The sequence below is a fragment of the Kitasatospora sp. NPDC007106 genome (assembly GCF_040634455.1).
GTDB classification, from domain to species: domain Bacteria; phylum Actinomycetota; class Actinomycetes; order Streptomycetales; family Streptomycetaceae; genus Kitasatospora; species Kitasatospora arboriphila.
Genome location: NZ_JBEYFP010000271.1, coordinates 1 through 7638, shown reverse-complemented (window position 1 = coordinate 7638; position 7638 = coordinate 1). Strand labels below are relative to the sequence as shown.

At 73.2% G+C, this 7638-nt stretch carries 5 protein-coding genes and 1 pseudogene; all 6 read right to left on the bottom strand.

Annotation, left to right across the window (positions count from 1 at the left end):
- Window positions 1-1237, bottom strand: a pseudogene (locus ABZ641_RS20430) (hypothetical protein); the annotation flags it as partial.
- Between the two features lie 162 nt (window positions 1238-1399).
- Window positions 1400-2050: a YigZ family protein gene (locus ABZ641_RS20425; protein ID WP_359983629.1), complete on the bottom strand. Its 651-nt coding sequence runs from the start codon at window positions 2048-2050 to the stop codon at window positions 1400-1402.
- Window positions 2051-2234: 184 nt separating this feature from the next.
- Window positions 2235-3524 (bottom strand): aldolase/citrate lyase family protein, encoded by a 1290-nt coding sequence (locus ABZ641_RS20420; protein ID WP_344626956.1) that lies wholly within the window; start codon window positions 3522-3524, stop codon window positions 2235-2237.
- Window positions 3525-3715: 191 nt separating this feature from the next.
- The gene (locus ABZ641_RS20415; protein WP_359983626.1) at window positions 3716-5269 is read right to left on the bottom strand and encodes a DUF2637 domain-containing protein; all 1554 of its coding nucleotides are present in this window, start codon (window positions 5267-5269) and stop codon (window positions 3716-3718) included.
- A 134-nt stretch (window positions 5270-5403) separates the two neighbouring features.
- Window positions 5404-6084: a response regulator transcription factor gene (locus tag ABZ641_RS20410; protein ID WP_344626954.1), complete on the bottom strand. Its 681-nt coding sequence runs from the start codon at window positions 6082-6084 to the stop codon at window positions 5404-5406.
- A complete protein-coding gene (locus tag ABZ641_RS20405) occupies window positions 6036-7439 on the bottom strand; it encodes a sensor histidine kinase (protein ID WP_344626953.1) in 1404 nt (467 codons plus the stop codon). The genes ABZ641_RS20410 and ABZ641_RS20405 overlap by 49 nt, the downstream gene beginning before the upstream one ends.
- Window positions 7440-7638: the final 199 nt, after the last annotated feature.

Here is a 7638-nt window from a genome sequence, read left to right as displayed (position 1 = left end):
GGGCCGGGCGCGGAGCGCTGCGGCGGCGGCGATCGTCGGCCCGGGGGCGCGGCGCCTCGGAGGCCGTCCTGGAGCGCACGGGCTGCCGGTGCTCCGGCGGCACGATCAGCGGGGGGACGGCGGCCAGGGCCGGCGGTACGGGGATTCCGGCGGCGATCTGCCGGGGCTCGCGGGCCAGCAGCCCGGCCGCCCGGCGGGTGTCCTCCGACATCCGGCGGGTGGCGAGCACCTGGTGCCGTCCGGCGTCCGCACGGGAAGCCGGATCGACCTCGGGGAGGTACGTGCGCACCGCACCCCCGTAGACCTTGTGGAACTCGAAGGCGACGTTGAACAGCGGCAGGGCGGCGTGGTCGAGGACGTGCAGCGAGGCCAGGCCCGTGAGCTGGTGCAGCACCGGCTGCACCTGGTCGGCCAGCCACTCTTCCAGCGGGGTGGACGGGGGCACGCTCGCGACGACGGCGGCCAGGCGCCGCTCCGGGTCGCAGAGCTGGTCGATCAGGTCGTCGACCTCGGCGGGGGTGACGACCCGCGGCTGGGCCGTCAGCGGTGCGGGGCCGTCGTGGGCGTCGAGCAGGGGCAGCAGGATCCGTGCGACCTCGGGCACCGGCACCCGGCCGGGGCTGCGGACCGGCGGACCGGAGGTGAGGTGCTCCGCCTCCAGCCGGAGAACGAGGGGCTCCTCGCCGCCGGCGGCCGTCGGAGTGCCGGTGGGAGCAACTGCGGGAGCATCTGTGGGGGTGGCTGTGGGAACGGCTGTGGCGATGGTGACGGTCAGCAGGTGGGTGCGGTGTGCGCCGTCCGGGGTGCGCAGCCGGCGTCGGGCGTAGCGGCCGGTGGGGCCCACCGGAGGGGTGCCACCGGAAGCAAGGCCCCGGCCGGGGCCGTGGTCGGAGCCGTGGTCGGGGGTGGTGGTGTCGGAAGCAGTGGCAGGTGTGGGCGTGGCCGGTGCCTCGGCGGACACCGGCAGTGGCCCGGTGTCGCGGTCCAGGAGCACGCGCTCGCCGAGTCTGAGCCGTTCCGTCCTCGGGGACCGGTCGGCCGGCGGGGGCTCGTCGTGGCCCTCCTGCTTGAGCCAGACGGCGAGTGCCTCGTCCACCAGGGCGAGGACGTCGTCGAAGGGCAGCGCGGTGGTGAGGGTCGTCCGGTAAGGAATGGCGCGTCCGGACTGGTCGGCCTGCCTGGGCAGGCCCGGTGGTTCGGCTGGGCGGCCGGAGGTCGGGGCGTGGTCTGATGTCATGCTCGGTACCTCCCGTGGTGCAGGGGTCGGGTCTGCGGTCCTCCATCGATGGGCTGGATGTCCGGCATCGGCCGGCGGGTGTCGGCGCGACGTCCTTGTGCTGGAAACGGAGACGCCCGGAGCGGAAGTTCCGACTCCGGGCATGGTTAATTCGTTCGAGTGTCACTCAATCGGCAGTTCGCGGTGGCTCCACCCCGCCGGCGCCGCGCTGGAGGAGCCGCCGGTGGCCTCGGCGAGCCAGGCGTGAAAGTCCGTCACCCCGGCCTCCGGCACCCCCACTTCGATCCGCACCCCGGCGGCCTCGTAGGCCAGGTCGCGCACCTCGTACCCCGCCGCACGCAGGTCGTTCTCCAGCCGTCCGGCCCTGGTGTGGTCGGCCGGAACGGTGAACAGGGCCACCGGACGGCGCTCCAGCAGGCCGATCGCGTCGACGGCCTCGGAGACCGCGCTGCCGTACGCCCGCACCAGTCCGCCCGCGCCGAGCTTGATCCCGCCGAAGTAGCGGGTCACCACCGCCGCCGTGTCGGTCAGGCCGCGCCGCCGGAGCACCTCCAGCATCGGCACACCGGCCGTTCCGCTCGGCTCGCCGTCGTCGTTGGAGCGCTCGCGCCGCTGGTCCTCGCCGACCACGAAGGCGGTGCAGTTGTGCCGGGCGTCCCAGTACTGCTTGCGGATCGCGGCGATGAAGGCCTGCGCCTCGTCCTCGTCGGCGACCCGGGCGAGGTGGCAGATGAAGCGGGACTTCTTGATCTCGATCTCGTGGCTGCCGGCGCCCCGGACGGTCAGGTACGGCTTCGGGCTGGGCTCCGACATGGCGGGACGGGTCTCCGGGCAGGTGGGGGGCGGCGGGCAGCAGGCGACGGCGCTGCCGCGGCGGCGCACCGGTCGTCCCGCACGGGGTGTCCCGCCAGCCTAACGCTCCGGGTCCTGCACCGGTTCGGTGCCGGACCGGCCGTGGGATCGCCGCCTCCCCGCCCGGGCTGCCGGACGCCGCCGGTCAGCGCCCGGCGAGTGCGTCCAGCGCGGCGCGGTCGAGGCCGGTGAGCCGGGCGACCTCCGCCGGGTCGACGGCCCCGCAGTCAAGGCCGCGGAGCAGGTAGCCGCTGAGCGCGCGGGCGGTGGCCGGCTCGTCCATCACGTCGCCGCCGGCCTTGGCCACGTAGGCGGCGAGCCGGGCCGCGGCCGCCTCCAGGCCCTCGCGGTAGAAGGCGTAGACCGCGGCGTAGCGGGTCGGCAGGTGCGCCGGGTGCATGTCCCAGCCCTGGTAGTAGGCGCGGGCCAGCGAACGGCGGACGAGGCCGTGGTGCAGCCGCCAGGCCGCGTGGACCTGCTCGGTGGAGCCGGTCGGGACGACGTTGGTGGAGCCGTCGGACAGCCGCACGCCGGTGCCGGCCGCGGCGACCTGCATCACCGCCTTGGCGTGGTCGGCCACCGGGTGGTCCATGCTCTGGTACGCCGCGCTGACCCCGCAGGCGGCGCTGTAGTCGAAGGTGCCGTAGTGCAGGCCGGTCGCCCGGCCCTCGGCGGCGTCGATCATGCGGGCCACCGTGGCACGGCCGTCCGCGCCGAGGATGGCCTGCGTCGTCTCGATCTGGATCTCGAACCCGATCCGGCCGACGGGCAGCCCCGCCCGCCGCTCGAAGTCCTCCAGCAGCCGGACCAGCGCCGTGACCTGCTCGGCGTAGGTCACCTTCGGCAGGGTCAGCACCAGCCCGTCGGGCAGGCCGCCTCCGGCGAGCAGCGTGGCGAGGAACAGCTCCAGGGTGCGGATGCCGCGGTCGCGGACGGCCGCCTCCATGCACTTGATCCGGATGCCGATGTACGGCGGGGCCGCCCCGCCGGCCACCGCCTCGGACACCAGACGGGCGGCCCGTACCGCGGCCGCGTCCTCCTCGGCGTCCGGCCGGGGGCCGTAGCCGTCCTCGAAGTCGATCCGCAGGTCCTCGACGGGCTCCCGCTCCAGCTTCGCCCGGACGCGGGCGTGCACGTCGGCGAGCAGGGCGTCCGCGGGGACCCCGAGCGCCTGCGCGAGCTGCTCCGGCGTCGCGGCGTGCGTGTCGAACGCCTCCAGCGCCCGGCGGCCCCAGTCGTCCACCGTGTCGGCGCCGAAGGCGTCGGCCGGGACGTACACGGTGTGCACGGGCTGCCGGCTGCCGGAGTCCCCCGGGTAGCGGCGGGCCAGCTCGGCGTCGATCGGGGCCAGCAGGGCGGCCACGGCCGTCCGGGCCGCGTCGGAGAACGAGGCCCCACCTGCGGGAACGGTGCCGTTCAGCTCGACCTGCGCCATCAGAACTCCTCCACGACGCGCCGGCCGCACACCGCACCAGCGCTTCAACAAATTGTTGAGGCGACGGTAGTGTTCGCCGCGCCGGGGCGTCAATGGCGCACCCCCCGGTCGGAGTCGTCCGGGGGGTGCGTGGGGTTGTGGTGATGCACGGTTGCGCCGGTGACCCGGCGTGTGCCCGCAGCCGGTGGCGGCTACTCGCGGCCGGAGCTGACGTAGCGGTTCTGCAGCTGGGCCCAGATGCGGTTCACGTCCGCGGGGTTCACCGAACCGTCCGGGCGCGAGCCGGTGACCCCGTACTCGGAGGTCAGGAACTCGGCGAGGCTCTGCGGGTCGGGCTGCTGCTCGTAGGTGTCGATGTACGAGATCAGCGCGTCGAAGCAGACGTCCGGGTCGAGCGGGTCGGCACCGGAACGGCGACCGCCCTGCCCTCCGGCGGACTCGACGCCCTCGGCATCGAAGTCCAGATCCGCCAGCTCGGCGCGGTCGGCCTCGGCCTGGTCGAAGGGCAGCGGCTCCGCCACGGCCCCGTCCCGCGCGAAGCGGCGCACGTCCTGCTGGAACTGCTCGGACTCGGCGTGGACGGTCTGCTCCAGGCGGATCGGACGACCGAGCCGACCAGGAGACACCTGTCCGGGGGCGGGGCGGGCCGTGCCCTGCTGCGGCCCGGCCTGGGGACGGCCCACGGCACCCGGCACCGGACGGCCCGGACGCTCGCCCTGGGCCGGACCGCCGAGGACCTGCGGACCGGACGGCGGCAGGTCGCCCATCGGGCCGGCCTGGGGTCCGACGGGCCGCGGCTCCGCCGCCCGCGGCGGCTTGAACCACGGGGACATCCGGGCACCCGGCGCCTCGGCGTCGTCGGACGGCTGCGAGTACCTGCGGACCGCACGGGCCATCCAGACGTTGGCCTGGGCGGCCTCCGGCTCGGAGACCGGCGTGCCGTCGTGCTCCGGCTCCTGCGCGTCCCGCAGCCGGACCGCGGCCAGCTTGGCCAGGGTCGGCACCGCCACGGCGGCCGACACCGCAGCCGGACCGGCGGGCGAGGCCTCGCCCTTCGTCACCTCGAGCGGACCGTCGATCCGGTCGAGGATGCCCGGGTCGAGCGGCACGCCGTACTTCGCCAGCTTGAGCGGCAGGAGCGCTTGGAAGGGAGCGGACCGGCGCCAGCCGCGGCCGTACCGGAACCTCAGCTGCGCGCGGTACACCAGCCGGTTCTGCTCCAGCCGGACCGTCTCGTCGTAGGAGCGGAGCTCCCACAGCTTCATGCGGCGCCAGAGGCGGAAGGTCGGCACCGGCGAGAGGACCCAGCGCATCAGGCGCACCGACTCCATGTGGCGGTCGGCGGTGATCGCCGCGATCCTGCCCACCGCGTGCCGGGAAGCCTCGACGACCACGACGAACAGCACCGGGATGACCGCGTGCATCGCCATGCCGAGGGCGTCGCCCCAGGAGGCCGCCGCGTTGAACGCGATCGTCGCGGCGGTGAGCAGCCAGGCCGTCTGCCGCAGCAGCGGGAAGGGTATGCGCAGCCAGGTCAGGACCAGGTCCAGCGCGAGCAGCACGACGATGCCGGCGTCGACGCCGATCGGGAAGGCGTAGGAGAAGGCACCGAAGCCCTTCTCCATCGCGAGTTCGCGCACCGCGTTGTACGAGCCGGCGAAACCGATGCCGGAAATCAGACAGGCACCGGCGGCGACCACGCCGAGTAGTGCCCGATGAGCGCGAGTGAGGGACGGGCGTGCCATGTAGTAGATCAACCCCTGGGGACCGGCTGCTGCCGTAAGCGACCGTTACTGCCGAATCCACCCTCGGCCGGACACGGGGTCTCCGTGCTGTGGACCGTCTCGGCCCACCGGATACTACTCGTACACGCGTTTCATCACGCCTCCCACCCGGACGCCGGTGTCCGCTGCGGGGTGCCGTTGAGGTGCGCCAACACCGCCAGGACACGGCGGTTGGCGTCCTCGGCCGGTGCCAGCTCCAATTTCGTGAAGATATTGGCAATGTGTTTCGCCACCGCACCGTCACTGACGGTGAGTCGGGCGGCGATGGCGGAATTGGAACAGCCCTCCGCCATCAACTCCAGCACCTCCCGCTCCCGGGGTGTCAGCCGCTGGAGCGGGCCCGAACCGGCCCGGCTCTCCATCAGTTTGGCGATCACGTCCGGGTCCATCGCCGTACCGCCGGCCGCCACCCGGCGGACGGCGTCGACGAACTGCTCGGCGTTGAACACCCGGTCCTTCAGCAGGTACCCCACGCCGCCGGAGCCGTCGGCCAACAGCTCCCGCGCGTAGAGCTGTTGGACGTGCTGCGACAGGACGAGGACCGGCAGGCCGGGGACCTGCCGCCGGGCCGCGAGCGCCGCCTGTAGCCCCTCGTCGGTCAGCGTGGGCGGAAGCCGGACGTCCACCACGGCGACGTCGGGCTTCTCGTTGAGCAGTGCCTCCAAGAGCTCGGGACCGGTCTCGACCGCCGCCGCGATGGTGAAGCCGTGCACCTCCAGGAGCTTGATCAGCCCTTGTCGGAGGAGGTAGAGATCCTCGGCGAGGACAACGCGCACGGCAACTCCATGGTGATGGTCGTCGGCCCGCCGGGCGGGCTGCTCAGCGAGAGCGTGCCATCGAAGGTACCCAACCTCCGCTCGATGCCGCGCAGCCCACTCCCCCGGCCGGGCTGAGCGCCCCCGCAGCCGTCGTCGGTGACCGTGACTCGGAGCAGGCCGGCCCGGTGGAGGATGTCCACCCAGACCCGTCGTGCCCCCGAGTGCTTGGCGGCGTTGGCGAGCAGTTCGCTGATGCAGAAGTAGACGGCGGCCTCCACCGGCGGCTCGGGTCGCTCCGGCAGGCAGACGGTGACCTCGGTGGGCAACGGGCTGTCCAGGGCCAGCGATCGCACCGCATCACCCAGCCCGCGCTCGGCCAGGACCGGCGGGTGTATGCCCCGCACGAGGTCGCGCAGTTCCTGGAGCGCCTTGGCGGAGGACTGCCTGGCCTCGGAGAGCAACTCGCGGGCCGCGGCCTGGTCGGTCTCCATCAGGTGCTCGATCGTGCCGAGTGTCATGCCGATCGCCACCAGCCTCGCCTGGGCGCCGTCGTGCAGGTCCCGCTCGATCCGCCGCAGCTCCGCCGCCTGGTCGCCCAGGGCATCGGCACGGGTCAGGGTCAGCTCCTCGACCCGGCGCTTCAGCTGGGTGTTGCTGGCCCACCGACCCGGCTCCAGCACCCGTGCGGCGACGTCGAGGTGGGCACGCAGTGCGTACGGCGTGACCAGGAGACCCACCACCGACACCAGCACGCCGAGCAGGAGCGACATGACGGACTTCAGCGGGTGGCTGCTGCCCAGCCCACCGTCGACGGCGGAGACGAGTGCGAAGACCGCCCCACCACCGAGCATCAGCACCGGCGGCACCAGGAAGAACGTCGCGGACCAGGGGTTGAGGAGCCACCAGATCGCGTCCCGCCTGGTCGTGGCGTCCCGCACGCTCCAGTGCACGAAACGGGCCACCCGGGCCACACCGTGCCGGCGGTGGTAGGAGAAGCCCGTCCACCAGTGGCCGCGCTCGTCACGCTCCAGCGGCGGCATGGGCGAGTACTCCGCCCGGACGGTGATCCCGCACCAGCGCCGGACCTGAGCCCTCGTCCAGCCCGCGCTGTGGCGGGAGCACTGGTAGACCGCCAGCAGACCGGTGGTCATCACCGTCACGAACACGCAGAACGGGAAGAACTCGAAGGTCTCGAAGATCCGGGCCGTCACACCGCCGGTGACGACCACGACCATGAACGGCAACAGGACGCTCAGGCTCGCGCCGCCAGCAGCGATCGCGGACCGGCCCACCGCCCGGACGCTCGCCCGGAGCCGCCCCGACGCTCCCCGACCGACCACCTTCATCCCTTCGAGGGAAGTTGTGACTGCCACGGTGCTGCTCCTGACATCGACGTCCGACTGGCCACGGCATCAGTTTCCTGGCTGGGGTCATCGCAGCACATTGGCTGTGACACCCATCTTTGGGGTGGACCTAGCACCACCTCCTGGCTGGCCGTGCCGAACCCGGAAATGCGAGAAGCCCCGCCCGGTGTCCCCGGGCGGGGCTTCTCAGAAGAATTGTTCGGCGGCG